This is a genomic window from Bacillus luti, from assembly GCF_009739945.1.
Lineage (GTDB): Bacteria > Bacillota > Bacilli > Bacillales > Bacillaceae_G > Bacillus_A > Bacillus_A luti.
Genome location: NZ_CP040336.1, coordinates 1443482 through 1469889, shown reverse-complemented (window position 1 = coordinate 1469889; position 26408 = coordinate 1443482). Strand labels below are relative to the sequence as shown.

Genomic DNA, 26408 nt, shown 5'->3' with positions numbered 1-26408 from the left:
TATCACATTTTCATAACATTGACTATTTCAAGTTTAATCCCTTCTTATATAATATTGGTTTTTTCTTCTCCCTTTTTTTCCCTGTTAATAAAGATCCCACTAGTAAGAAAGTCGGAATTGATGACAACCCTCCAATTAACAACCAATCTCTTGCTTGTATTGGCATTGTGCTAAAAATCGGTTGTAGCGGTGGATAATATATAACTACTAGCATTAACAGTAAAGAAATGATAACCGCTCCTACTAAATACACGTTCCCAAATGGATTGCGGTGGAAGACCGAATGTTCACTACGGCAATCAAATACATGAATAAGCTGCGCAAGTACCAACGTCGCAAATGCCACGGTTTGTGCATATTTCAGTTCATTTGGGTGTTGATTATACGCAATAATAAACGCCACTAACGTCACTGCCCCGATAAGAAATCCTCGGCTTACAATTTTCCAAGCAAGCCCTCTAGCAAATACTCCCTCTTTCGGATGGCGCGGCGTTCTCTTCATCACATCTCCTTCAGCTTTATCCAGACCTAATGCCATCGCTGGTAAACCGTCAGTCACTAAATTCACCCATAAAATTTGAATTGGAACCATCGGTAATGGTAACGCAAGTAACATTGCAAATAACATAACTAAGATTTCTCCAACATTTGATGCTAATAAGTATCGGATAAACTTACGTATGTTCTCGTATATATTTCTACCTTCTTTAATTGCTGATTTTATCGTAGCAAAATTATCATCTAGCAGAACGAGTGAAGATGCTTCTTTCGCAACATCTGTCCCTGTAATTCCCATCGCTATCCCAATATCCGCTGTTTTTATGGCTGGGGCATCGTTCACTCCATCACCTGTCATCGCTACTATATGCCCTTTATTTTGCAGTGCCTTAACAATTTTTAATTTATGTTCAGGTGATACACGAGCAAATACATACGTATCTTCTACTACATTTTCTAATTCCTCTACATTCATATTCGCAAGTTCTACTCCTTCAACAACGCGTCCACCAGTTGGTAAAACTCCTAATTGTTCTGCAATCGCCATTGCTGTCACTTTATGATCTCCTGTAATCATCACTGTTCGAATACCGGCTTCTTTACACTCTTTTACCGCCTGTTCTACCTCTGGTCTTGGCGGATCAATCATTCCTTGTATACCAACTAACATAAAATCTTTTTCAACGTCTCTTTCATGTTCAATAGAATCAGTTGCTTTTAATGGCTTGAATGCAACTGCAATTGTTCGAAGTGCTTGACTGCCTAAACTATGAATAGCCGCCTGTACTTCCTTTCTATACAACTCACTTAATGGTTGCTGCCTATCCGCCCATAAGATCGTTTGGCTCATTTGCAAAAGGACATCTGGCGCCCCTTTTGTCACCACAAACTTTTTCCCTTCTCGATCTCGCACAATTACACTCATCATTTTTCGGGTCGAATCAAATGGAAATTCACGAATAATTTCAAATTTCCCTTTCAGTGCTTCACGCGTTATCCCTGCTTTCATTGCTGCAGCTACAAGCGCTCCTTCTGTTGGATCTCCATCTAATACATACGCCTTTTTCTTTTGAATAATATTTGCATTGTTACATAGTGAACCAAATGTAAGTAATTGATAAAGTGATTTTGTCCTAGCTGGATCAACTTCTTTTTCACCTTTCATAAAAGATCCATTAGGTTCGTATCCTTGCCCCGTCACTTTCCATAACTCTCCACCTGACCACATATGTGTTACCATCATTTTGTTTTGCGTCATTGTTCCCGTTTTATCAGAGCATATGACAGAAGCACAGCCTAACGTTTCTACAGCTGGTAACTTCCTTACAATTGCTCTCTTTTTTATCATGCGCTGTACACCAAGCGATAAAGCTACTGTAACGATTGCTGGTAATCCTTCTGGAATAGCAGCAACAGCTAGCGACACGCCCGCTAAAAACATATGATATACTTCATTCCCTTGATACACACCAGCTAATACAACGAGCGCTGTCAAAATAAGAGCCACAATAATTAATATTTTTCCGAGTTGCTCTAATCTTCTTTGCAGTGGTGTTTCCATTTGCTCTGCATTTTGCAACATATTTGCAATTTGGCCCATCGCTGTATTCATACCAGTCGCTACAACAACCCCTGTTCCAGATCCTCTCGTAATCATCGTACCCATAAAAGCCATATTTTTTTGATCTCCAATTGCAACATCTTGCCCTTGCAATGCTTCTACCTTTTTTTGCACTGGTACTGACTCTCCTGTCAAAGCAGACTCTTCAATATATAAACTCGATGCCTCAACGAGACGTACATCAGCCCCAATACGATCTCCACTGGAAAATTTAATAACATCACCTAAAACAAGCGCTTTAGATGGCGCCTTTACCCATTTTCCATTCCGCATCACAGTAACTTGCGGGGCGGCTAACTCCTTTAGGGCTTCCAATGATTTTTCGGCCTTTCTCTCTTGAAAAAAACCTAGAATTCCATTGATAATAACAATGGCAACAATTGCGATAGAATCAATATATTCACCTAAATAAGCAGAAACTATTGTTGCACCAAACAAAACAAGTACCATAAAATCTTTAAATTGCGCTAAAAATACCATTAGTGCCGAAGGCCTTTTTGCTTCATCTAATTCATTTGTACCAAATTTTTTGATTCGGCCCTCTGCTTCTGTCTCCGTAAGTCCAACCTTCACATTTGTATTCGTTCTTTCTTCTACTTCATGCGCCCGCATTCCATACCAGTTCATCCTGCTATCGACCTCCTAATTCCAGACATACTCTATTGAAAGCTTATTCAGCCTCGTCCAAAAAAATGCTATAATTAACTTTTAGTTAGAAAGGAGTGTTCACTCATGGCATTCGATGGATTATTTACAAGAGCGATTACGCATGAAATTGCAAATTCTCTTTACACGGGAAGAATTTCAAAAATATATCAACCTTCAAAATACGAAATTTTATTACATATTCGAGCAAACGGAAAAAATCAAAAACTGATTCTTTCCGCTCATCCGACATATGCACGTTTACACTTAACAAATCAAAATTACGATTCACCTGCACTTCCACCAATGTTCTGTATGCTTCTCCGTAAGCATTTAGAAGGTGGGTTCATTGAAAAAATTGAACAAATTGATTTAGAACGTATTATTCAAATCACAGTGCGCAGCAGAAATGAAATTGGTGATGAATCACTAAAAACACTAGTAATTGAAATAATGGGACGACACAGTAACATCATCTTATTAGATACGAAAACGAACGTTATTTTAGATAGCTTAAAACACGTTTCGTTAGCCGTAAACCGTCATCGAACGGTATATGCTGGTGCTGAATACGTTGCACCGCCCGCACAACATAAAATTAATCCACTTCAGATTGAAACGGATGATGAATTTATTAGACCGCTAGACTTTCTATCTGGAAATATGGATAAACAGCTTGTCGGGACTTTTACTGGAATATCGCCGTTATTCGCAAAAGAAGTAGTGAAAACAGCAGGTATGGTAAATGAAAAAGCTTTATCTGAAGCGTTTTTCTCCATACAAAAACCATTACTCACTCATACATATACACCAGCAATGATTACTGCAAACGGAAAAGAATTCTTTTATCTTTTCCCTCTGACATACTTGCAAGGAGAAGAGAAAACATTCTCATCCGTAAGTGAATTGTTAGATCGCTTCTTCTTCGGTAAAGCAGAGCGTGACCGTGTAAAACAACAAGCTCATGATTTAGAGCGCTTTATGCAAAACGAAAAAAATAAAAATGAGAAAAAACTTATTAAACTTGAAAAGACGTTACAGGATGCTGCAAAAGCAGATAAATATCAACTTTTTGGAGAGCTACTTACAGCCAATATGTATGCTTTAAAAAAAGGTGATAAAGATATTGAAGTCGTTAACTATTACGATGAAAATGGCGGAACTGTAAAGATCACATTAGATCCTTTAAAAACACCATCTGACAATGCACAACGCTATTTCCAGAAGTACCAAAAAGCAAAAAATTCAGTTGTTGTTGTAGAAGAACAAATCGAAAAAACAAATGAAGAAATTCTTTATTTTGATAGCTTACTTCAACAAATGGAAGCTGCTTCTTCAAAAGATATTGAAGAAATTCGCGAGGAATTAGCTGAAGAAGGTTATATGCGCAATCGTAAAACGAAAAACGCAAAGAAAAAACCAACTAAACCAGTATTGGATAAATACTTGGCTAGTGACGGCACTGAAATTTTCGTCGGTAAAAACAATAAGCAAAATGATTATTTAACAACGAAATTTGCCCGTCGTGATGAAATTTGGTTACATACGAAAGACATACCAGGCTCTCACGTTGTCATTCGTTCTTTAGAACCAGCTGAAGACACTTTACTAGAAGCTGCAAAAATTGCCGCTTATTACAGTAAAGCAAAAGAGTCTAGCTCTGTACCTGTTGATTTCACAAAAATACGCCATGTGAAAAAACCGAGTGGTGCAAAACTTGGTTTTGTTACGTACGACAATCAGCAAACCGTATATGTAACACCTGATGCTGACACTGTAATGAAATTAAAAGCGTAAATAAAAAAAAATGCGTTGCTTGTATGCAGCGCATTTTTTTATTCGTTCCTATACCCATTAACTAATTCATAACATCTTTCGTTTGTCATTTTATATATTTTCAAAACAAATTGACAGTGCTATTCCACATCTGTATAAATTTTTTTACAGTATGTACATACAGTGCCCCTCAAATCAATGTATTTTATCCACTACTCACTATTAAAGCGATCTAAATGTTATAAGTACCCTACCTCTCACAAATAGCTGGCTATTTTTTATTTTCTCTACAATTTATATTTTGGCACGCTATTTGCTTTATTTAATACTGTGAATAGGGGGAATTAACATGACTTTAAAAATTAATAAAATCCAAAACCAACTACAAAACTATGAAATTGACGGATTACTTATTACCAAAAAAGAAAATCGCCAATATGCAACAGAATTTACAGGTAGTGCTGGCGTCGTTTTAATTGCTGCGGATAAAGCTGTTTTTATAACTGATTTTCGCTATGTAGATCAAGCGAAATCACAAATAAAAGATGCTGAAATTATTATGCATAAAGGAAATTTAGAAAAAGAAATCGCAAATCAAGTATCGAAATTAAACATACAAAAACTTGGAATTGAAGAAAACAACATGACATTACAACAATATAAAAACTTACAAAAATACGTACATGTAGAAATGGTTCAAGTGTGCGAAATCATTGAAAATATTCGTCTTATTAAAGACATGCCTGAAATAGAAACAATGAAAATCGCAGCTAATATTGCGGACGAAGCATTTCATCATATCCTTACGTTTCTAAAACCAGGAATAAGTGAAACTGATGTACGAGATGAGTTAGAATTTTTCATGCGAAAAAAAGGAGCTACATCCTCATCATTTCAAATTATTGTAGCTTCTGGTGTTCGTTCTTCTCTTCCTCATGGCGTTGCATCAAATAAAATAATCGAGCGAGGTGACATTGTCACATTAGATTTCGGTGCACTTTACGACGGATATTGTTCCGATATAACACGTACTGTAGCAATCGGGGAACCATCAGAAGAATTCAAAAAAATATACACTGTTGTACGCGAAGCATTAAAACGTGGAACGGAAGCAATTAAGCCTGGAGAAACTGCGAAAAGTATCGATGATGTAACAAGAAACTACATTACAGATTGTGGATATGGTCAATATTTTGGTCATTCTACTGGTCATGGTCTTGGCTTAGAAATACATGAACCTCTTCGTCTATCCCAAGAAAGTAAGGCTACATTAAAAGAAGGTATGGTTGTTACAGTTGAACCAGGTATTTACATACCGAACTGGGGCGGTTGTAGAATTGAAGACGATATCGTCATTACAAAAGACGGATATGAAGTTATTACAAAATCAAATAGAGAGCTAATTGTTATTCCTTGTTAATATTATCAAATTTTTTACAGGATTTTTTCTTTACATATAGAATCCCTTATCTGGAGTATTTGTTTAAAAGAGGGGGAATTTTAATTGAATTTTGTAATTGAGAAAATAGATAGTTTACAGCCTGAATTTTCAAAACTTGTTTCCATGATGAATTACGCTCGTTACACAACGATGCAAGCAGTGGAAGACTTAACAGTTGAAGAACTGGATTATTTATATGATGAGGAAGCAAATTCTATTGGTATGTTATTGTACCATATGGCCGCTATTGAATTTTACTACCAGATTCATACTTTTGAAGACCGTGAACCAACGGAGGCTGAATTAGAACGTTGGTTACCTGGTATTGAGTTAGGTGATCTTGGACGTGAGAAAATAAAAGGAAACGCTATTGAATTTTACATAAATACATTACAAGAAGTACGTTCCAAAACCATCGAGACTTTTCAATCGTTACCTGATGAATGGTTATTTAAAACGACAGACTTTTGGTATGACAAACCAGCAAATAACTATTTTAAGTGGTTTCACGTTTTTGAAGATGAAATCAATCATCGCGGACAAATTCGTTTAATTAAAAAGATGCAAAAAGCTCATGCAGTAAAATGAGAAAATGCCACCGAATAAGGTGGCATTTTCTTTTATCATTAACGAATAGCTTTTCGTTTACTGTTTTAGTGACTACCGCTACCAACATTAAAATGCATATTAAATATAGCAATTTCGCAATAAATAACCACCCTTGAAACATTACAATTTCATCTATTATCTCATTTCCTCTCAATAACAAAAACGGTATCGTGCTAATTATAATGACAAACTCGATGCTGAAAACAATTTTCTTTTTTCGGCTATACGCTTTCCATTCATCCCAGCGATACATAGGTGCAAAAATCAATACTCCTATACATAATATAACTGGTACCCATTCACTTTTAAGAAATTGTCCTGAAATAACTGATAATAGTAAACAAACGAGCACACCATAATAGCCTATTTTCTCTTTCATTCGTACTCCCCATTCTACTTCTCTTTAAATTCCATTTTTAGGATTAATTGTATTGTATCATCCATTTTTATTCCTTACCATTACAGTACATGAAATTTCATTTTTTTCTTTTCCCTATACTCACATACTTTCATTGCTTTCATACAATACACTACACGAATGCCTAAAGGATGTGACTGTTATGGGAGTTGAATTAACGCTATTACACGCTCTCTATGTTCTTTGTTTACTCACTATTATTACCTTCTTTATTCTCAGGAAAGATACGACGATTATTTGTATCGTTTTTATCTTTTTATTAGCATTAACTGCAACAAGTTCTATCCCTCTTGCCATTAGCGGGATTTTCCAAAGTTTCATTTATGCCATTACTGAGCTATTACCAACTATATTAATCATCTCCATTATCGTATCCATGAGTAACCTACTCGTTCATACCGGCATAAATGATACGATGATTTCACCATTTACAAAAATGATTCGTACCCCTACCCTCGCCTACTGGATTATCGGTCTTTTAATGATGACAATTTCTTTCTTCTTTTGGCCTTCTCCAGCTGTCGCTTTAATGGGAGCTATTTTATTACCAGTCGCTGTACGCGTCGGTCTTCCGCCAATTGGTGTTGCCATTGCTATGAACTTATTTGGACACGGCATCGCCTTGTCAGGTGACTTCGTTATTCAGGGCGCTCCGAAATTAACAGCGGATGCTGCTGGTCTCCCTGTTTCCAGCGTCGTATCTGCAAGTGTTCCCCTCGTTATCGTTATGGGCGTTGTTACAACTTCCGTCGCTTTTTTCTTCTTGCGAAAAGAATTTCATACTGGACTATCGTTACAAGACTCTGTTTCATCAACTGAATCATCTAAAACTACTATTTTATTATCTCCTCGCATAAAGAAATGGCTCGCTATATGTATCCCTATCGTCTATATCCTTGATATCCTTTGCATGATTCAATTTAAACTACAAGGAAGCGATGCCACTGCACTTATCGGCGGGACGACTGTTATTATGATCATCATCATTTCTCTCATCGCCTACAAAGGTAAGGGACTAAATAAAACGACCGATTATTTTATAGAAGGGCTCCAATTTGGATTTAAAATTTTCGGTCCAGTTATTCCAATTGCTGCACTTTTTTATTTAGGGGATAGTGGCTTTATAAAAATTATTGGAGACTATTTACCGAAAGGTTCACACGGCATCATTAATGACTTAGGAATCGCCTTATCTCAAACTGTTCCTTTAAATCAATATGTATCGGCGGGAACTTTAACTATTGTTGGTGTCATAACAGGCTTAGATGGATCTGGCTTTTCCGGTATATCACTTGCTGGATCGATTGCCAATCTTTTCGGAACAGCACTTGGGCATGGAACAGCTACCTTAACAGCACTCGGACAAATCGCTGCCATATGGACTGGGGGCGGAACATTAATTCCTTGGGCACTTATTCCTGCCGCTGCGATTTGTAAAGTCGACCCATTTGAACTTGCACGCCGAAACTTTTTACCGGTTGTTATCGGTTTAATTATCACCACTATCGTTGCGATGCTTATCCTATAACGTAAGCAAGTGTTCTCTTGCTTACGTTTTTTACTTGTAAAATTCATCATGAATTACTTGTTTTCAAGAGGGATTCGTTATTACTTAGCGAAATTATATTAGGAGAGTAATTATTTCAAAACATTTACGAGAAACAGATTACTGCAATTAGAAAAGGGGACATACCTATGAATAAATTGATTTTCGTCTTATTAATTTGTCCATTACTTATCTTTATCGTTTCTGTTATTGGAACACGTAGAACGAAAACGTATTACGTAATGCCGCTTGTAACGTTTGCTAGTTTTTTAATAATAGGTGTGATCGCCTTTACTCCAAAATTTTTCTTTTGGGTTGGCATGTACAGCAGCTTTTCATTTATCGTTTCTTATATGACGCTATTATTTGTAAGAGGATATGAAGTTGCGGAAAACGCTAAATAGTTGTTAGCAAGGAGATTGCCATATGATTTTCTTTGATATTGATGGAACTTTACTTGATTACGACACTGCTGAGAAAAATGGTATCTCACATTTCTTCCAAAAGTATAATGATATTTTTTCAGGAAACGAATTAGAGGCTATGAAGCTATGGCATGAATTATCCGAGAAATATTTCAACAAATTTTTATCCAAGGAATTATCTTTTGAAGAACAACAAAGGATGCGAATGTATCATTTATTTAAAGCATACGGAGTAAACTTATCACCTTGGGAATCTCAGCACAAATTCAAGCAATATATAGAACTATATAAGAACAACTGGACCGCGTTTGAAGATGTACACTATACATTACAGACCTTGCAGCAAGGGGGGCACTCATTAGGTATCATTAGTAATGGTAACTATGAACAACAAGTCGAAAAATTAACTGCCCTAAACATTCTACAATATTTCAAATATATATTTACTTCTAGTGAACTTGGTATATCAAAACCAGACCCTGAAATGTTTCACCGATCCGTATTACAATCGAATCTTGAAATGAAAGATTGCTATTATATTGGCGATCGATTAGAGACTGATGCGATTAGTAGTACAGCAGCTGGAATGCAAGGGATATGGTTAAATCGGGATAACTCGCAACTCAAGTACGATATTCCTACTATATGTTCTTTACATGAAGTTTTAACAATAATATAAAAGACGACCGCGTTCCCCCGCGGTCGTCTTTTTTCGTGTTACGCTGTGATCCAAGCTTCGTTAGCTGGATTTTTACGCCACTCTTGTAATTTTTTCGTTTCAGCTTGTCCAATCATACCTTTTTCTGCTGCAACTTCAGTTAATGCACTGTAATCACTTAAAGAATATGATGCTACGTTAGCTGCTTCTAGTTTTTCTTTTCCTGCTTCTAACTCGTATGTGAAGATTGATACGATTCCTAATACTTCACAGCCAGCTTCACGAAGTGCTTCTACACATGTAATTGCACTACCGCCAGTTGAAATTAAGTCTTCTACTACTACTACTTTTTGACCTTTTTCAGCTTTTCCTTCAATTTGATTCCCTTTACCGTGGCCTTTTGCTTTACTACGTACGTAGCACATTGGTAAATCCATACGATCGCTTACCCATGCAGCGTGCGCAATACCAGCAGTTGCTGTTCCTGCAATAACTTCTACAGTTGGGAAGTGCTCTTTAATTAACTCTTCTAATCCAGCTGCAATCGCTTGACGTACTTTTGGATAAGATAAAGTTAAACGGTTATCACAATAAATTGGTGATTTCATACCTGAAGACCAAGTGAATGGATCATTCGGTTGTAAAAATACTGCTCCAATTTCTAATAAATGCGATGCGATTTCTTTTTTCATACTGTTACACCTTCCCACTGTTGTTTTACTGTTTTATACGCTTCAAGCGGATTTTCTGCTTTTGTAATACTACGTCCAACTACGATGTAGCTTGAGCCAAGTTCCCTCGCACGTTTCGGTGTTGCTACGCGCACCTGGTCATTTACATCATCGCTTGCAAGACGAATCCCCGGTGTTACTGTTACAAATTCATCTCCGCATACTTCACGTAATTTTGGAACTTCAAGCGTTGAGCAAACAACGCCATCAAGTCCACTTTCTTTCGTTAATTTTGCATAATGAGCAACCGCTTCTTCTAACGTTTTCTCAATGCCGATCTCTTTTTTCATCATAGCTTCCGAAGTGCTTGTTAGTTGTGTAACTGCAATACAAATCGGTCTCTCTTTTCCTTCTTGCTTACCTTCCTCTAATCCCTCAATCGCAGCTTTCATCATGCTGCTTCCCCCAGCAGCATGAACATTTACCATATCTACATCTAGACTAGCTAGGCTACGCATAGCGCTTTTTACTGTATTCGGAATATCATGAAGTTTTAAATCTAGAAAGATCTTATGTCCTTTTTCTTTTAAGTACGTAATAATTGCAGGGCCTTCTTTATAAAATAACTCCATACCAACTTTGACAAATAACTCTTCCCCTTCAAAGTGGCGCAAGAATTGTTCTACATCTTGTTTCCCTGGAAAATCTAGTGCAACGATTAACGACTGTGACATGTTTGCTTCCAGCTCCTTCCTTGACATTCCGAAATGTGATCAAATCCTAATTCATCTAGTAATGCTGGTAACTCTTCAATAATTGTCGGACATACGAACGGATCGATAAAGTTCGCTGTACCTACTGCAACTGCGCTTGCGCCAGCGTAGAAGAATTCAATTACATCTTCCGCTGTTTCAATACCGCCCATTCCGATAATTGGAATGTTAACCGCTTGACTTACTTCATGTACCATACGAATTGCTACTGGCTTAATCGCAGGACCTGATAATCCACCTGTACGGTTTGCTAAAATTGGTTTTGCTGTTTTTAAATCTAGACGCATACCAAGCAATGTATTAATCATCGTTAAACCATCTGCACCTGCATTTTCAATCGCTTTTGCAATTTCCACAATGTTTGCCACATTCGGTGACAACTTCACGTATACAGGTACTTCAGAAACCTCTTTTACTCGCTTCGTTAAATCAGCAGCAATTTCAGGATTTGTACCAAAGGCGATACCACCTGTTTTTACGTTCGGACAAGAAATATTTAATTCTAGTGCATGTACATTAGGCGCTTTAGAAATTTCCTTTGCAACCGCTACGTAATCCTCAGCTTGTGAGCCCGCAACGTTCGCAATAATTGGAAGGTCAAATTGTTCTAACCATGGTAATTCAGAATTCATTACTTTTTCTAATCCTGGGTTTTGAAGTCCGATTGCATTTAACATGCCGCCTGGCGTTTCAGCAACACGAGGTGTCGGATTTCCATAACGTGGTTGTTCTGTCGTCGCTTTAATCATGATTGATCCTAGTACACTTAAATCGTAAAACTGTGCATATTCACGACCAAATCCAAAGCATCCAGATGCCGGTATAATTGGATTTTTTAATGATAATCCTGGTAATTCAACTTGCAATCTGTTCATAGTACAACCTCCCCGATTGGAAATACTGGCCCGTCGCTACACACCTTCTTGTAAGAATGTCCACTTGGATCTTCTTGTAAGTGGCATACACATGCGAAACAAGCTCCAATACCACAGCCCATACGTTCTTCTAATGAAATATAGGCTTTTTTCTCTTTGTAACGTCCTTCTAATGCACGAAGCATCGCTAACGGACCACATGAATAAAGAATATCAAAGTCAATTCCGTAATTATCAATTACATCTGTGACAAATCCTTTTGTACCGTGTGTACCGTCTACTGTCGCAACGTACGTATCACCAAGTTCTGCAAATTTTTCTTCATAGAAAACAACATCTTTCGTTTGAAAACCTAAGATGTGAATCACACGTACACCTTTTGCAACGAGGCGCTGTGATAGCTCATAAAGTGGTGGTACACCAATTCCCCCGCCTACTAGTAAAGCTGTTTGACCAGCTTCCGCTTCTTCTACAGGAAAACCATGCCCTAGTGGTCCTAGTACATCTACCATTTCACCTTGTTTTCTAGTTGCTAATGTTTTTGTCCCTTGTCCTTCCGCACGATATAGCATTGTAAATTCGTTCTTCTCTTGATCTACATTACAAATACTAATCGGGCGGCGCAGAAGGGGCGCAATGCCCTCTGCTACCTTAATGTGTACAAACTGCCCTGGTTCGTTCATTTGCTGTACTAACGTTCCTTGAAGCACTAACTCGTAAATGTTTTTTGCGATTTCTTTTTGATTAACGACGATCATATTTTGCTTTTGCATCATGCATGTACCACCTCGTGACGCTTTGTTTGCGTAATTTCTTTCATTGAATGAGCTGAGAATGTCATAGATTCTAATACTCGTAAGATTGCTCTTGTTGTATCAAGTGATGTTAAGCAAGCCACACCATTTTCTACTGATTCACGGCGAATGCGGAAACCATCACGCGCTGGTTGTTTTCCTTTTGTTAATGTATTGATTACAAACTGTGCTTTTCCTTGACGGATAATATCAAGTAAGTTGTAGTCTTCAGAATCAATTTTGTTTACAACTTGCACTGGAATATTTTGCTCTGCTAACGATTGTGCTGTTCCAGCTGTTGCTAATAAGTTATAACCAATTTCGTGGAAGCGTTTTGCAATTTCCATTGCCTCTTCTTTATCTTTATCCGCTACTGTGATGATTACTGATCCGTGCGTTGGAATGTTAATTCCAGAAGCAACTAGACCTTTGTATAATGCTTTTTCAAGCGTTAAGTCTTTACCCATTACTTCACCTGTTGATTTCATTTCAGGTCCTAATGTTGTATCAACTGAACGTAGTTTCGCAAATGAGAATACTGGAGCTTTTACATATACTTCTTTCTCTTCTGGGTGATAGCCCGTTCCGTATCCTTGCTCTACTAGGTTTTGACCTAAAATAACTTTCGTTGCAACATTCGCCATCGGTACGCCTGTAATTTTACTTAAGAACGGTACTGTACGGCTCGCACGTGGGTTTACTTCAATTACGTACACTTGATCTTTGAATACTACAAACTGGATATTTAGTAATCCAACAATGTTTAATCCTTTTCCAAGTGCAATTGTATGTTCAATGATTTGTTCTTTTAGTTTTTCAGATAAACTTTGTGGTGGATATACTCCAATTGAATCACCAGAGTGAACTCCAGCGCGTTCAATATGTTCCATAATACCTGGAATGAATACATTCTCACCATCTGAAATTGCATCTACTTCAATTTCTTTACCAACCATGTAACGGTCGATTAATACCGGATGATCTGCATGAACTTTAACTGCATTTTTCATGTAGTGCAGCAGTTCTTCTTGACGATATACGATTTCCATCGCACGTCCACCTAGTACGTAAGATGGTCTTACTAATACTGGGTAACCAATTTCTTCAGCGATTGCTACCGCTTGTTCTACAGTCGTTGCTGTTTTACCAACTGGTTGCGGGATACCAAGCTTTGTTAAAGCAGCTTCGAATTTATCACGATCTTCCGCACGGTCTAAATCTTCAAGTGATGTTCCTAAGATTTTCACACCATGTGCTTCTAATTTAGCAGCTAAGTTAATTGCCGTTTGTCCACCGAACTGAACGATAACACCTTCTGGCTTTTCTAAATCGATAATGTGCATTACATCTTCAATCGTTAATGGTTCAAAGTATAATTTGTCAGAAATACTGAAGTCTGTTGAAACTGTTTCTGGGTTGTTATTAACAATGATTGCCTCATATCCAGCTTCTTTTATTGCCCATACAGAGTGAACTGTTGCATAGTCAAACTCAACACCTTGACCGATACGGATTGGACCAGACCCTAGTACAACCACACTCTTACGATCTGTTATAACCGATTCATTCTCGTCACCGTATGTGCTGTAGTAATATGGTGTTGCAGATTCGAACTCTGCCGCACAAGTATCTACCATTTTATAAACAGGAGTTATATTGCTTTCTTTACGCATATCGTAAATTTCACGCTCTGTTTTGTTCCAAGCATTGGCGATGTAATGATCACTGAAGCCCATTTCTTTCGCTGATTGTAATACTTCCATATTTCCTACATTTTCTTTTACTTCGCGTTCCATGTTTACGATGTTTTCAACTTTTTGTAAGAAGAAGAAGTCCATTTCACACCAATCATTGATTTCTTCTTTCGTTACGCCTTGACGAATTGCTTCTGCTACAATAAACAGTCGCTCATCATCAGCTTTTATAATGCGTTTTTTCATTGTCTCTTTATCAAGCTCTTTTAAATGATCTAACTCTAAGTGATAAACGCCAAGCTCTAAAGAACGAACCGCTTTTAATAAAGATTGCTCTAAGTTACGTCCGATTGACATAACTTCACCAGTCGCCTTCATTTGTGTACCAAGTGTTCTGTTTGCTGATTCAAACTTATCAAATGGCCAACGTGGAATTTTTGAAACCACATAGTCTAATGCTGGCTCAAAGCAAGCGTATGTTTTTTGTGTTACTGGATTTATAATTTCATCTAATGTTAAACCGACTGCAATTTTTGCCGCTAGCTTCGCAATTGGATATCCAGTTGCTTTAGATGCTAGTGCAGATGAACGACTTACACGTGGGTTTACTTCGATTACATAGTATTGGAAGCTATGTGGATCAAGTGCAAGCTGAACGTTACATCCACCTTCAATTCCTAATGCACGAATAATTCTTAATGAAGTGTTTCGTAACATTTGATATTCACGGTCGCTTAATGTTTGGCTCGGTGCTACTACGATAGAATCACCTGTGTGAACCCCAACTGGATCGATGTTTTCCATGTTACATACTACAATCGCGTTATCATTCGAATCACGCATTACTTCATATTCAATTTCCTTACAACCAGCAATGCTCTTTTCTAATAAACATTGTGTTACTGGACTATGTTTTAATCCACCTGATACGATTTCAATTAGTTCTTCTTCATTACTACAGATTCCGCCACCTGTTCCTCCCATTGTAAATGCTGGGCGAACAATAACTGGATAACCAATTTCTTTTACAAATTCATGTGCTTCTTCCAGCGTATGAATGATCGTACTAGATGGAATTGGTTCATTTAAATCCTGCATTAATGTACGGAATAAATCGCGATCCTCCGCTTGCTCGATAGCTGATAATTTCGTTCCTAAAATTTCCACTCCACATTCTTCAAGTATGCCTGATTTCGCAAGTTCAACAGCCATATTTAAGCCTGTTTGACCACCTAATGTTGGTAAGATTGCATCTGGACGTTCTTTACGAATAATACGGCTTACGAATTCTAATGTTAATGGTTCTATATATACTTTATCTGCCGTTGCAGTATCTGTCATAATTGTTGCTGGGTTAGAGTTAACAAGGATTACTTTGTAACCTTCTTCTCTTAGAGATTGACAAGCTTGTGTACCAGAGTAGTCAAACTCCGCTGCTTGCCCAATTACAATTGGTCCTGATCCGATTACTAAAATTGTGTTAATGTCTAGGCGTTTTGGCATAACTCTTCCCCTTCTTTCTTGAAGTTTTCAATCATTGCTAAGAAATCTTCGAATAAATCATTTGCATCTTCTGGTCCTGCTGAAGCTTCTGGATGGTATTGTACTGTAAATGCTGGGAACTTCTTGTGACGAAGACCTTCTACTGTTCCATCATTTAAAGCAACATGTGTAATTTCAAGCTCTGTATTTTCAACTGATTCTTCTTCTACTGCGTAACCATGGTTTTGAGATGTAATTGCTACTTTTCCAGTTGCAAGATTTTTTACTGGATGGTTTAAACCACGGTGACCGAATTTCAACTTACTTGTATTCGCACCAGATGCTAGAGCGAACAATTGATGTCCTAGGCAAATTCCGAATAAAGGAACTTTACCGATAATGTCTTTTAACATTTCAATTGCTTCTGGTACATCTTTTGGATCCCCAGGTCCGTTACTTAACATAATTCCATCTGGACTAAGGCGTAAAATTTCTTCTGCTGTTGTGTTATAAGGAACTACAATTACATCACAGTCACGCTTATTTAATTCTCGTAAAATACCATGTTTCATTCCGAAGTCTACAAGTACAACTCGGTGTCCGCGTCCTGGACTTGGGTATGGATCTTTCGTTGATACGCGTTTCACGTGATCTGTAAATACTGTCGCTTTTAATTGGCTCACGATGTATTCTACATCTGCATCCATGTTACAAAGGCGTCCGCGTAATGTACCGTATTGGCGAATTTTTCTCGTTAATTTTCTCGTATCAATTCCTGCTAATCCCGGGATGTTTCTTTCTTTTAAGTAATCATTTAACGAAATTTCATTACGGAAGTTTGATGGATGATCACAAATCTCGTTTACGATTAAACCATTTACAGATGGGTGAATCGATTCGAAATCGTCACGGTTAATGCCGTAGTTTCCGATTAATGGGTACGTGAATGTTACGATTTGACCGCAATATGATGGATCAGATAATGTTTCTTGATATCCAGTCATTCCTGTTGTAAATACAACCTCACCTGACTTTTCGATTTCTCCTCCGAAACCTTTTCCAATTAATACTGTTCCATCTTCTAAGATAAGTTGTCTTTTCATACTAATGCACTCTCCTTTTGCCATGCGATCTTACCACCAACGATTGTCATTACCGGCCATCCTTGGCATTTCCAACCTGCGAATGGTGTGTTTTTTCCTTTTGATAAGAATGTTGTTGGATCAATCTCTTCTTCTTGTTCTAAATCAATGATTGTAATATCAGCTGTTCTACCTTCTTTCAGGCGACCTGCTTCTAAGCCGAATGTATCAGCTGGCTTTTCTGTTAAATATTGAATTAACTGCTCTAATGTAATAATTCCTTTTTTCACAAGGTTTGTGTATAGAAGTGGGAATGCTGTTTCAAAACCAGTAATTCCGAATGGTGCTCTTTCAATTCCTTGTGCTTTCTCTTCCGCTGTATGCGGTGCATGATCAGTTGCGATCATATCAATTGTTCCATCTAATAAACCTTCAATTAGTGCTGCGTGGTCTTCTTTTCCACGAAGCGGTGGGTTCATTTTGAAGTTAGGATCAGCTGATGGGATATCATCCTCACATAACACTAGGTGATGAGGTGTTACTTCTGCTGTTACTTTAATTCCAGCGCGTTTCGCATCACGGATTACACGTACAGACCCTTTCGTACTTACGTGACATACGTGATAGTGACAATCTGCCGCTTCAGCAAGCAGTATATCCCTTGCAATATGTACAGATTCACATACTGATGGGATACCGTTTAATCCGTGTTTCTCAGAAAACTTCCCTTCATGTACACAACCTTTATTAATAAGTGTATTCTCTTCACAGTGTGCAACTACTGCCATATTCAGTTTTGCTGCACGCTTCATAGCAGCTAACATCATGCTAGCATCTTGTACGCCTACACCGTCATCAGTGAAAGCAAATGCTCCAAGTTCTTTTAACGTTTCGAAATCTGTCATTTCAGAACCCGCTTGACGTACTGTAATTGCTCCATATGGTAGTACGTTGACATGCGCTTTTTCTTTAATACGATTTTGCAAGTCTTCCATATGTTCTCTGCAATCTGGTACTGGGCGTGTATTTGGCATTGCACAAATTGTAGTGAATCCACCTTTTGCCGCTGCTAGTGTACCTGTTTCAATTGTTTCTTTATGTTCACCACCTGGTTCACGAAGATGTACGTGTACATCTACTAATCCAGGTGCGATTAACTTTCCGTTCACATCGATTACTTCAGCATTATCTGCCGTAATATTTTCTGCTACCTTAGCGATTTTACCGTCTTGTACGAGAAGATCTGTTGCTACGATTTTTCCTTCTTCATTCATATAACGACCATTTTTAAACAAGTAATTCATGTTTCATTCCTCCTAATACATTTGGTAAGGCGCGTTTTAGTACAGCCATTCTTACGTAAACTCCATTTTCCATTTGTTTAAATATGCGTGAACGCTCACACTCAACAAGTTCACTTGCAATTTCAACATCTCGGTTTACAGGAGCTGGATGCATAATAATGCTTCCTTCTTTCATACGCTTTTCTCTTTCCACTGTTAATCCGTGTTTCTCATGATATTCTTTCATAATGTCTGTTTCATAATGATCATGGCGCTCATGTTGCACACGAAGTAACATCATTACATCCACTTCCGGAACAAGTTCATCTAATGGTTTGTATGTTCCAAATGTGTTGTCTTCATCTTTCCACTCTTCTGGACTTGCAAAGTAAATTGTTGCACCCAGCTTCGTTAATGCTTCTGCATTAGAACGTGCTACTCGGCTGTGACGAACATCTCCTACTATTGCAATCTTCAAACCTTCAAATCTTCCAAACTCTTGTTTAATTGTAAGAAGGTCGAGTAGACACTGCGTTGGGTGGTTTCCACATCCATCTCCAGCGTTTAAGATTGGGATATTCACCTGATCTTTTAGTTCATCGAAGTAGCGATCTTGCTCATGGCGGATGACCACTGCTTTTGTTCCGATTGATTCTAGTGTTCTTATCGTATCGTATAAAGTTTCCCCTTTTTGTACGCTAGATGCATCAGCTGAAAAGTTTAAAACATCAAGTCCTAATCTCTTCTCAGCAACTTCAAAGCTAAATCTCGTTCTCGTACTATTTTCAAAGAACAAGTTTGCAACAAAAGTTTGCTCTGTCGTTTTGCTCTCTTTTCCATTCGCAAAATCTTCTGCGTCTTTTAGGATTTCTGAAATTTCTACTTCCGATAATTCACTCATCGTTAACAAATGGCTCATCGTCATCCCTCATCTTTCTGATTTTTATGTTACCACTTTTGTATATTTATAACAACCTTTGTATAAAAATACCCTAGTCATGTAAGACTAGGGTGCAAGGAAGAAGCCACCCTTTTCTGTCTCACAGGACTGAATTAAAAGGTTATTTTTATGAAGCAATCTGCTTAGATTGTTTTGTATGTTTTTCTTGTTTTGTTTCTGGTAGTAGTAGATTTAACAGTACACCTACAATCGCTGCAAGCGCCATTCCTTCTACTTGGAATGAATCCCCTACGTGAAGTACCGCTCCACCAATACCGATTACTAGTATTACTGATGCAATCATTAAGTTTCGTTTGTCACTTAAATCTGTTTTATCATCTACCATCATGCGTAATCCGCTTGATGCGATTACACCGAATAGTAAGATTGATACCCCGCCCATAACTGGTGTTGGGATCGAATGAATCAGTGCAGAAATCTTACCGATAAATCCGAATGTGATTGCGAACACTGCTGAACCGATGAATAAGTATACACTGTACGCTCTCGTAATTGCTAGCACACCGATGTTTTCACCATACGTTGTATTCGGTGGTCCACCGATTAGTGATGCGATCAATGTTGCCACTCCATCACCAAAGATTGAACGGTGTAAACCTGGTTTTTCAATTAAATCTCTTTTTATAACATTTCCTAATACAATTTGATGTCCGATATGTTCTGAAATTGTTACGAGTGCAACTGGTACCATTAAGAGTACAATCTTCCATGAAAACTCTGGTGTGTATGTTACAAATGGTACTGTGAAATCTGGTATGACAAACCATTTTGCCTCAGCCACCGGCTTTAAATCAACTAGCCCTTGGAAGTAAGCAAAGATGTAACCTCCGATGATTCCAAGTAAAACTGGTATGATACTGAAGAACCCTCTCCCGAATATGGAGCAAATGATTGTAATTGCTAATGTTACTAATGCTACTGAAAAGTGTGTAAAGCTATACTTGCCATCTGCACCGTTCATCGCCATATTTACTGCAGTGTGTGCTAAAGCTAAACCGATTACCATTACAACCGGACCGACTACGATTGGTGGAAGTAATTTCATAATCCACGCTGATCCAGACTTCTTAATTCCGATTGAAATTAACAGGTATACAAGTCCTGCAAGTAAACCACCAAGCATTGCTGCTCCCGGTCCACCTGCTGTTTTCGCTGTTATAATCGGTGCGATAAAGGCGAATGATGATCCTAGATAGGCAGGTACTTGACCTTTCGTTATAAGAAGAAACGCTAACGTTCCTAATCCACTTGATATTAATGCTACTGATGGATTCAATCCTGTTAAAAACGGAACAAGCACTGTTGATCCAAACATCGCGAACAAATGTTGTATACTTAAAAATAACCATTTTCCCGGTTTCGGTACTTCATTAACGTCTAACACTGGCTTTTGTTCCATTGTTACATCCTCCTTCAGTTGCAATCTTTACAATAAAAAAACTCTTTGCGCCTGTGCACAAAGAGTCCTATACTTTCGTATGCCAAATTTGACATATGAAAGCCAAGACCCTTTGGCAGCCTCACAGGACTACATTTAAAAGGGCTTACTTATCATATATACTTACTCGATCTTGTTGATCTGTCTCTTGCAAATCAACTTCAATACGTTCTTCACTTGATGTTGGAATGTTCTTTCCTACATAATCAGCGCGAATTGGTAGTTCACGATGACCTCTATCAACAAGAACAGCTAATTGAATTTGTGATGGTCTACCTAAATCCATTAGAGCATCCATCGCCGCTCGAACTGTTCTTCCTGTGTATAATACATCATCCACAAGGATAACTTTTTTCTTCGTAATATCTACAGGAATATCAGAACCTTTTACAAGTGGTTCTTTATGTTTTGATTGTAGTGTTAAATCATCACGATATAACGTAATATCTAACTCGCCTACTTCCATTTCTTTTCCTTCAATTTGACCAATTCGTTCTGCCAAACGTTGTGCAATAAAAATTCCACGTGTTTTAATTCCGACAAGAACACAATTATCGACACCTTTATTTCGTTCCACGATTTCATGACTAATTCGTGTTAAAGCGCGGCGAATCATTTGGTCATCTAAAACGACAGCTTTTTCCTGCATGTTCTACACCTCCAAGCTTTTTTCTTGCATGAGAGGAATGGTATAAAAAAAGTCCTCTCAGCGTGTGCGAGAGGACTTTTGAAAAAAGGGTACAGCATACCCTAAGTATTTCAAACCGTTACCTTCTCAACCTCACGGGGCTGTGTTAAAGGATCATTATTTAACTGTTGTCAGTATCTCAGTTTTCGTGTGATTTGTCAATACTATTTTCGTAAAATATTTAATGCATCTTCAAACACTTCTGGAATAGGTGCTTCAAACTGAATATATTCACCAGTACGAGGATGGTCAAATCCTAAAATACCTGCATGAAGTGCTTGTCCATTCATATCTAATGTTTTCTTTGGTCCATACTTTGGATCTCCCGCAAGTGGATAGCCAATATATTTCATATGAACACGAATTTGGTGCGTACGTCCCGTTTCTAAACGACATTCTACAAGTGTGAAATCTTTGAAGCGCTCTAACACTTGGAAGTGAGTAACAGCGTTCTTACCATTTTCATCAACTGTCATACTTTGACGCTCTTTCTTATCACGGCCAATTGGTGCATCGATAGTTCCCTTATCATGCGGAATAACACCGTGCACAATCGCTTTGTAACGTCTTGTTACTGTTTTTGCTACAAGTTGATTTACAAGTGACTCGTGTGCCATATCATTTTTTGCAACCATTAATAGGCCAGATGTATCTTTATCAATACGATGCACAATACCAGGGCGCATTACACCGTTAATACCTGATAAATCTGTACAATGGTGCATAAGTCCGTTTACAAGCGTACCGCTTGTATGCCCTGGCGCTGGATGTACAACCATACCACGTGGCTTATTTACAACAAGTACATCTGCATCTTCATAATAAATTTCTAAATTCATATCTTCTGGTTGAATATCTAATGCTTCTGGTTCAGGAATCGTTACTGTAATTTCATCATTTGCTTTAACTTTATAATTCCCTTTAACCACTTTCCCATTTACTGTTACAACAGCATCTTTAATCCATTGCTGCACTTGTGAACGTGACCATTCACTGTTTATTTCTGCAACGAATTTATCAATTCGCTCGCTCTTTTGTTCTTCTGCTACTGTTACTTGTACTACTTCACTCATTCAATTACTCCTTCGTTTTCTTTCCTTCTAATACTGTTTGAATAATAATTAATACAACTCCAATACATAATGCTGAGTCAGCTATATTGAATACTGGATAGTTATACGAGAAAATATACACGTGAATGAAATCCACTACTTCTTGTCTAAATACACGATCAATAAAATTGCCAATTGCTCCGCCTAAAATTAGACCTAATGAAATACCTAGAAGCTTGTCTGTCTTCGCATACTTTTTCATATAAAATACGATAAACACTACGAAAACGACTGTAATAATGTAGAAAAACCACATTTTATTTTCTAAAATACCCCAGGCAGCTCCTCTATTTCGATGTGATGTTATGTATAATACATTATCGATAATCGGAATGCTTGTACCCAATTCCATGTTCTTTACAATTAGCCACTTCGATATTTGATCGATGGCAATGACAAATAACGCTATTACATAATATATCATTTTCATTTCCCCCACAAAGACAGTGTACCTCAAAATTTTAGCATAGCTGCTACCTTTTCACAATGAACCTTTATAGAAGAATAAAATAAATTAAAAAAAGGTAATATAATATCGTTGTGCGTATTCATACATTTACCTTTTCATAGAAAAATTCATGAATCGTACGGGCAGTGGGCATTGTTTTCATTTGTTTTACCGAAATTACTCTCCCCGTTTCTTCACAAATACCGTACATATCTATTTCCATTTTAAATAATGCACGTTCTACATCCTTTAAGTCCTCTTTCATATCATGTAAGAGCAATTTTTTCTTTATCTCTTCCTGAATTTCATATCCGAGCTCCCCACTAAACTCCATATCGTATTTATGCATTACTTCTTTAGCTAGTCTCTCTTGCAACTCTTTTCTCATCAATTGCAATTCTTCTTTTATTTCCATGTAGATTTCATTCACGTGTACATTCCTCCTAGCTGTAATGTACAGTTAGTGTGTCCGAAATCAATTTGCTTACCTCACACACATTTTTCCTTCATAGGAAAGAGAGTGAAAGTTATTTCAATATACTGTTAACGAAAAAATGACTGCACTTTACGTGCAGTCATCCCTTATTATTTTACATAGTTTTCTTTAACAACTGTTGCACAACGCTCACATAATGTCTCATGTTCAGCATCTTTACCAATTGTTTCTGAAACTACCCAACAACGTTCACATGTTTCACCAGTTGCTTGAGCAACAACAACCGCTGTATGCTCATATTTTGGCGCATCTGCTGGAGCTTCTTCCATTAGACCACCAAGCTTATACTCAGAAACGATGAATAATTGCTTTAAGTCTTCGCTAATAGACTCTAACATAGCTTTCATTTCTGCAGTTGGATATAGTGTAATGCTTGCATTTAATGACTTACCGATGACTTTTTCATTACGCGCTACTTCTAACGCCTTTAATACATCATCACGTAATGTCATAAATGCATCCCATTTTGTTTTTAATGCTTCCGCACCATCTATTTCTGCAGCTTCTGGCATATCAGTTAATTGTACGCTTTCTTCAGTTACACCCGGAACATATGGCCATACTTCATCAGCTGTATGCGGTAAGATTGGTGTTACAAGTTTCGTCAGTGCAACAAGAACATCATATAATACAGTTTGAATTGCACGACGATCTGCATGGTTTGCACCTTCAATGTATAAAATGTCTTTTGCAAAGTCTAAATAGAATGAACTTAAATCAATTGTACAGAAGTTGTGAATTGCATGATACACAGCAGCGAAGTCGTATGTCTCATATGCTTCTTTTACTTTTGTAATTAAGTCATTTAATTTCACTAACATATAACGATCTACTTCACGAAGTTCAGCTACCGCTACTGTATTTTCACTTGGCTTAAAGTCATCTAAGTTTCCTAATAAGAAACGGAATGTGTTACGGATTTTACGATACACTTCTGCTACTTGTTTTAAAATATCATCTGAAATACGTACGTCAGATTGATAGTCAACAGAAGATACCCATAAGCGTAAGATGTCTCCACCTAATTGATCCATAATTTTCTTCGGTACGACGATGTTTCCAATCGACTTACTCATTTTACGTCCTTCACCATCTAATACGAAACCATGGCTTAGTACGCCTTTATATGGAGCTTTACCTGTTACAGCAACTGCTGTTGATAATGAAGAGTTAAACCAACCACGATATTGGTCAGATCCTTCTAAATATAAATCAGCTGGACGTTGTAAGTCATCGCGCTCTTCTAATACCGCTTGGTGAGAAGAACCTGAGTCGAACCATACATCCATGATGTCTGTTTCTTTACGGAATTCGCCATTCGGGCTACCTGGATGTGTAAATCCTTCTGGTAATAGATCTTTCGCTTCACGCTCGAACCATACGTTAGAACCGTGCTCACGGAATAAATCTGCTACATGGTTAATTGTTTCATCCGTAATAATTGGATCCCCATTCTCTGCATAGAATACAGGAATTGGCACACCCCATGCACGCTGACGAGAAATACACCAATCACCACGGTCACGAACCATATTATGAAGACGAGTTTCTCCCCATGCTGGCACCCATTTTGTTTGCGCAACAGCTTCTAATAACTCTTTACGGAATGCTTCAATAGATGCAAACCATTGTGCTGTCGCACGGAAAATAATTGGTTTTTTCGTTCTCCAATCATGTGGGTATGAATGCGTAATGAATGTTAGTTTCAATAACGCGCCTACTTCTTCTAATTTTTCTGTAATTGGCTTGTTAGCTTTATCATAGAATAAGCCTTCAAATCCAGGTGCTTCATTCGTTAATACACCTTTATCATCAACTGGGCAAAGTACTTCTAATCCATACTTTTTACCAACAACGAAGTCATCTTCCCCGTGTCCAGGTGCTGTATGAACACAACCTGTACCTGCATCTGTTGTTACATGATCTCCTAGCATAACTAATGAATCACGATCGTAGAATGGATGTTTTGCAACTGTATACTCAAGTTCGCTACCTTTTACCGTTTTCACAACTTCAGCATTTTCCCATTCTAACGTTTTTGCAACTGTCTCAAACAGCTCCGAAGCGATGATATATTTCTCATCATTTACTTTTACAATGCTATATTCAAGTTCTGGATGAACAGAAATACCTAAGTTTGCAGGTAACGTCCAAGGTGTTGTTGTCCAGATAATGAATTTCTCATCACCTTCTAATACGTTTTTTCCATCTTTAACAGGGAATGCTACGTAAATAGATGCTGATTTTTTATCTTGATATTCAATTTCAGCTTCTGCTAAAGCTGATTCACTCGTTGGAGACCAGTAAACTGGCTTTTGTCCTTTATAGATATAACCTTTTTTCGCCATGTCACCAAACACTTTAATTTGTTGTGCTTCATAAGCTGGCTCTAAAGTAATATATGGATTATCCCAATCTGCACGTACACCTAGACGCTTAAATTGTTCACGTTGACGCTCTACTTGCTCATATGCGTACTCTGCACATAACTTACGGAACTCAGCAACCGTCATTTCTTTACGTTTTACACCTTTATTTGTTAAAGCTTGCTCAATTGGTAAACCGTGCGTATCCCAACCTGGTACATATGGTGCACTGAAACCAGTCATTGATTTATAGCGAACAATAAAGTCTTTCAATACTTTATTTAATGCATGTCCCATATGAATGTCACCATTCGCATATGGAGGTCCATCATGCAATACGAATAAAGGACGACCTTTTGTATGCTCTTGCACTTTTTCATAAATGTTCATTTCAGCCCATTTTTCTTGCATTGCAGGCTCACGCTTTGGTAAATTCCCACGCATTGGGAACTCTGTTTTTGGCATCAGTAATGTATTTTTGTACTCCATGCTCAATTCCTCCTTACATGTATAAAAGAAATACTTAAAAAACGGAATAAAAAAGAGACCTTCTCATCCCCAAAAGGGACGAGAAAGTCTCCCGCGGTACCACCCTAGTAGACCATATA

21 protein-coding genes, 1 pseudogene and 1 other annotated feature (1 of these 23 cut by a window edge) are annotated in these 26408 nt (G+C 37.7%); of the genes and pseudogenes, 6 read left to right on the top strand and 16 right to left on the bottom strand.

Features of this window, described 5'->3' with window-relative positions; genetic code table 11:
• Positions 1-22 precede the first annotated feature (22 nt).
• Positions 23-2746 carry a calcium-translocating P-type ATPase, SERCA-type gene (locus EUC40_RS07700; protein WP_156574296.1) on the bottom strand — a complete coding sequence of 908 codons (2724 nt, stop codon included), beginning with the start codon at positions 2744-2746 and terminating at the stop codon, positions 23-25.
• A gap of 105 nt (positions 2747-2851) precedes the next feature.
• Between EUC40_RS07700 and EUC40_RS07695 the strand changes: the two genes are divergently transcribed.
• The 3 genes from EUC40_RS07695 to EUC40_RS07685 all read left to right on the top strand — a co-directional run bounded on the left by EUC40_RS07695 (position 2852) and on the right by EUC40_RS07685 (position 6569).
• Positions 2852-4561 carry an Rqc2 family fibronectin-binding protein gene (locus tag EUC40_RS07695; RefSeq protein ID WP_156574294.1) on the top strand — a complete coding sequence of 570 codons (1710 nt, stop codon included), beginning with the start codon at positions 2852-2854 and terminating at the stop codon, positions 4559-4561.
• Between the two features lie 328 nt (positions 4562-4889).
• Positions 4890-5960: a M24 family metallopeptidase gene (locus EUC40_RS07690; RefSeq protein WP_071713215.1), complete on the top strand. Its 1071-nt coding sequence runs from the start codon at positions 4890-4892 to the stop codon at positions 5958-5960.
• An 84-nt stretch (positions 5961-6044) separates the two neighbouring features.
• On the top strand, positions 6045-6569 hold the full coding sequence (locus tag EUC40_RS07685) for a DinB family protein (RefSeq protein ID WP_156574292.1): 525 nt from the start codon (positions 6045-6047) through the stop codon (positions 6567-6569).
• 34 nt (positions 6570-6603) lie between these two features.
• On the opposite strand, the pseudogene EUC40_RS07680 reads toward EUC40_RS07685, so the two are convergent.
• Positions 6604-6969, bottom strand: a pseudogene (locus EUC40_RS07680) (YoqO family protein); the annotation flags it as partial.
• Between the two features lie 181 nt (positions 6970-7150).
• On the opposite strand from EUC40_RS07680, the gene EUC40_RS07675 reads away from it, so the two are divergent.
• The 3 genes from EUC40_RS07675 to EUC40_RS07665 all read left to right on the top strand — a co-directional run bounded on the left by EUC40_RS07675 (position 7151) and on the right by EUC40_RS07665 (position 9658).
• A complete protein-coding gene (locus EUC40_RS07675; RefSeq protein ID WP_156574290.1) occupies positions 7151-8536 on the top strand; it encodes a hypothetical protein in 1386 nt (461 codons plus the stop codon).
• Positions 8537-8703: 167 nt separating this feature from the next.
• Positions 8704-8958 carry a YbeF family protein gene (locus EUC40_RS07670; RefSeq protein ID WP_156574288.1) on the top strand — a complete coding sequence of 85 codons (255 nt, stop codon included), beginning with the start codon at positions 8704-8706 and terminating at the stop codon, positions 8956-8958.
• Between the two features lie 22 nt (positions 8959-8980).
• Positions 8981-9658 (top strand): HAD family hydrolase, encoded by a 678-nt coding sequence (locus tag EUC40_RS07665; protein WP_156574286.1) that lies wholly within the window; start codon positions 8981-8983, stop codon positions 9656-9658.
• Between the two features lie 38 nt (positions 9659-9696).
• On the opposite strand, the gene pyrE is transcribed toward EUC40_RS07665, so the two are convergent.
• The 14 genes from pyrE to ileS2 form a co-directional block, all read right to left on the bottom strand.
• Entirely contained in the window at positions 9697-10329 is a 633-nt protein-coding gene (pyrE, locus tag EUC40_RS07660; protein ID WP_000711449.1) for an orotate phosphoribosyltransferase, read from the bottom strand.
• On the bottom strand, positions 10326-11042 hold the full coding sequence (gene pyrF / locus EUC40_RS07655) for an orotidine-5'-phosphate decarboxylase (protein ID WP_000083493.1): 717 nt from the start codon (positions 11040-11042) through the stop codon (positions 10326-10328). Before pyrF ends, pyrE begins: the two co-directional genes overlap by 4 nt.
• Complete coding sequence (gene pyrD, locus EUC40_RS07650; protein WP_001081057.1) at positions 11027-11956, bottom strand: dihydroorotate oxidase B catalytic subunit; 930 nt, start codon at positions 11954-11956, stop codon at positions 11027-11029. Before pyrD ends, pyrF begins: the two co-directional genes overlap by 16 nt.
• Positions 11953-12732: a dihydroorotate oxidase B electron transfer subunit gene (gene pyrK / locus EUC40_RS07645; protein ID WP_000983359.1), complete on the bottom strand. Its 780-nt coding sequence runs from the start codon at positions 12730-12732 to the stop codon at positions 11953-11955. The genes pyrD and pyrK overlap by 4 nt, the downstream gene beginning before the upstream one ends.
• A complete protein-coding gene (gene carB / locus EUC40_RS07640) occupies positions 12729-15947 on the bottom strand; it encodes a carbamoyl-phosphate synthase large subunit (protein WP_071713209.1) in 3219 nt (1072 codons plus the stop codon). Before carB ends, pyrK begins: the two co-directional genes overlap by 4 nt.
• Positions 15932-17029 (bottom strand): carbamoyl phosphate synthase small subunit, encoded by a 1098-nt coding sequence (locus tag EUC40_RS07635; RefSeq protein WP_000828670.1) that lies wholly within the window; start codon positions 17027-17029, stop codon positions 15932-15934. The genes carB and EUC40_RS07635 overlap by 16 nt, the downstream gene beginning before the upstream one ends.
• A complete protein-coding gene (gene pyrC / locus EUC40_RS07630; RefSeq protein WP_071713208.1) occupies positions 17026-18312 on the bottom strand; it encodes a dihydroorotase in 1287 nt (428 codons plus the stop codon). The genes EUC40_RS07635 and pyrC overlap by 4 nt, the downstream gene beginning before the upstream one ends.
• Complete coding sequence (gene pyrB / locus EUC40_RS07625) at positions 18296-19210, bottom strand: aspartate carbamoyltransferase (protein WP_000018850.1); 915 nt, start codon at positions 19208-19210, stop codon at positions 18296-18298. The genes pyrC and pyrB overlap by 17 nt, the downstream gene beginning before the upstream one ends.
• A gap of 148 nt (positions 19211-19358) precedes the next feature.
• Entirely contained in the window at positions 19359-20651 is a 1293-nt protein-coding gene (uraA, locus tag EUC40_RS07620) for a uracil permease (RefSeq protein WP_071713206.1), read from the bottom strand.
• A gap of 145 nt (positions 20652-20796) precedes the next feature.
• Positions 20797-21339, bottom strand: a complete 543-nt coding sequence (gene pyrR / locus EUC40_RS07615) for a bifunctional pyrimidine operon transcriptional regulator/uracil phosphoribosyltransferase (RefSeq protein WP_001156489.1) — start codon at positions 21337-21339, stop codon at positions 20797-20799.
• A 203-nt stretch (positions 21340-21542) separates the two neighbouring features.
• A complete protein-coding gene (locus tag EUC40_RS07610; RefSeq protein ID WP_071713205.1) occupies positions 21543-22451 on the bottom strand; it encodes an RluA family pseudouridine synthase in 909 nt (302 codons plus the stop codon).
• Positions 22452-22455: 4 nt separating this feature from the next.
• Positions 22456-22914, bottom strand: a complete 459-nt coding sequence (gene lspA / locus EUC40_RS07605; protein WP_000642182.1) for a lipoprotein signal peptidase LspA — start codon at positions 22912-22914, stop codon at positions 22456-22458.
• Between the two features lie 124 nt (positions 22915-23038).
• Positions 23039-23368 carry a TraR/DksA C4-type zinc finger protein gene (locus tag EUC40_RS07600; RefSeq protein WP_001002953.1) on the bottom strand — a complete coding sequence of 110 codons (330 nt, stop codon included), beginning with the start codon at positions 23366-23368 and terminating at the stop codon, positions 23039-23041.
• A 155-nt stretch (positions 23369-23523) separates the two neighbouring features.
• Positions 23524-26289 carry an isoleucine--tRNA ligase gene (ileS2, locus tag EUC40_RS07595; protein ID WP_156574284.1) on the bottom strand — a complete coding sequence of 922 codons (2766 nt, stop codon included), beginning with the start codon at positions 26287-26289 and terminating at the stop codon, positions 23524-23526.
• A gap of 71 nt (positions 26290-26360) precedes the next feature.
• Positions 26361-26408 (bottom strand) — a binding site (T-box leader) (it continues 176 nt past the right edge of the window).

Bases quoted from the DNA above. Each gene is read 5' to 3' on its own strand.
- EUC40_RS07690 (WP_071713215.1), top strand. From the start codon at position 4,890: ATGACTTTAAAAATTAATAAAATCCAAAACCAACTACAAAACTATGAA.
- EUC40_RS07695 (WP_156574294.1), top strand. From the start codon at position 2,852: ATGGCATTCGATGGATTATTTACAAGAGCGATTACGCATGAAATTGCA.
- lspA (WP_000642182.1), bottom strand. From the start codon at position 22,914: ATGATATATTATGTAATAGCGTTATTTGTCATTGCCATCGATCAAATA.
- uraA (WP_071713206.1), bottom strand. From the start codon at position 20,651: ATGGAACAAAAGCCAGTGTTAGACGTTAATGAAGTACCGAAACCGGGA.
- EUC40_RS07670 (WP_156574288.1), top strand. From the start codon at position 8,704: ATGAATAAATTGATTTTCGTCTTATTAATTTGTCCATTACTTATCTTT.
- pyrC (WP_071713208.1), bottom strand. From the start codon at position 18,312: ATGAATTACTTGTTTAAAAATGGTCGTTATATGAATGAAGAAGGAAAA.
- EUC40_RS07610 (WP_071713205.1), bottom strand. From the start codon at position 22,451: ATGAGTGAAGTAGTACAAGTAACAGTAGCAGAAGAACAAAAGAGCGAG.
- EUC40_RS07675 (WP_156574290.1), top strand. From the start codon at position 7,151: ATGGGAGTTGAATTAACGCTATTACACGCTCTCTATGTTCTTTGTTTA.
- pyrD (WP_001081057.1), bottom strand. From the start codon at position 11,956: ATGAACAGATTGCAAGTTGAATTACCAGGATTATCATTAAAAAATCCA.
- pyrB (WP_000018850.1), bottom strand. From the start codon at position 19,210: ATGAGCCATTTGTTAACGATGAGTGAATTATCGGAAGTAGAAATTTCA.
- EUC40_RS07700 (WP_156574296.1), bottom strand. From the start codon at position 2,746: ATGAACTGGTATGGAATGCGGGCGCATGAAGTAGAAGAAAGAACGAAT.
- pyrK (WP_000983359.1), bottom strand. From the start codon at position 12,732: ATGATGCAAAAGCAAAATATGATCGTCGTTAATCAAAAAGAAATCGCA.
- EUC40_RS07665 (WP_156574286.1), top strand. From the start codon at position 8,981: ATGATTTTCTTTGATATTGATGGAACTTTACTTGATTACGACACTGCT.
- pyrF (WP_000083493.1), bottom strand. From the start codon at position 11,042: ATGTCACAGTCGTTAATCGTTGCACTAGATTTTCCAGGGAAACAAGAT.
- pyrE (WP_000711449.1), bottom strand. From the start codon at position 10,329: ATGAAAAAAGAAATCGCATCGCATTTATTAGAAATTGGAGCAGTATTT.
- ileS2 (WP_156574284.1), bottom strand. From the start codon at position 26,289: ATGGAGTACAAAAATACATTACTGATGCCAAAAACAGAGTTCCCAATG.
- carB (WP_071713209.1), bottom strand. From the start codon at position 15,947: ATGCCAAAACGCCTAGACATTAACACAATTTTAGTAATCGGATCAGGA.
- pyrR (WP_001156489.1), bottom strand. From the start codon at position 21,339: ATGCAGGAAAAAGCTGTCGTTTTAGATGACCAAATGATTCGCCGCGCT.
- EUC40_RS07635 (WP_000828670.1), bottom strand. From the start codon at position 17,029: ATGAAAAGACAACTTATCTTAGAAGATGGAACAGTATTAATTGGAAAA.